Here is a 566-nt window from a genome sequence, read left to right on the forward strand (position 1 = left end):
CGTCACCGAATGGAACAAGCGCCACAGCGATGTCGCGGCGGTCGTGCACGGGTCCTCCGACCCGCAGCGCATCGGCGTGACGGCCTCGGCTGCACATTGGGTCGGTGAGCGGGTGCGCTTCGAGGACTTCGCCGAGTTCGTCGACCGAGTCGTCGGCGCAGCCGTCGATCTGTTTGGCGGCTTGGCTGCCCCCGACGAACTTCCGTCGCGACCCCTACTGCAAGCCGCCGGGTGACTTATCGCCCGGTGAGGACAGCGTCCGGCCAAGGGTCGCCGAGCTCAGCCTTGATGGCACCCCACGGATCGGCATAGCGGCCGGGCGTATTCCGGTAGGCAGCCCGGCGTTTGAGAAGCTGCCGGACCAGCGGCGCAATGACTCGCAACGGATAGCGCCGCCAGCCCGCAACCGAACGCATTTCGGCAAGCATGCCCGGCCACGAGTGGTGCTGAAAAGACAGCACCCGCTGAGCATGCCGGGTGTCCATCCAGTCGGTGACGAACCAATCGTCGTCGCTGTCGGGGTTGCCCGGCCGGCCACCCGGGAGGATGTCGGCCAACCCCATCGC

Annotated in this window: 2 pseudogenes; one reads left to right on the forward strand and one right to left on the reverse strand. The window is 67.7% G+C overall.

The features are described from left to right. Window positions 1–235: pseudogene (locus A9W95_RS27135) on the forward strand (hypothetical protein); the annotation flags it as partial. Between the two features lies 1 nt (window position 236). Here the strand turns inward: A9W95_RS27135 and A9W95_RS27140 are convergent. Next, window positions 237–566: pseudogene (locus A9W95_RS27140) on the reverse strand (oxidoreductase); the annotation flags it as partial.

This window comes from Mycobacterium sp. 1423905.2 (assembly GCF_001673155.1).
Taxonomy (GTDB): domain Bacteria; phylum Actinomycetota; class Actinomycetes; order Mycobacteriales; family Mycobacteriaceae; genus Mycobacterium.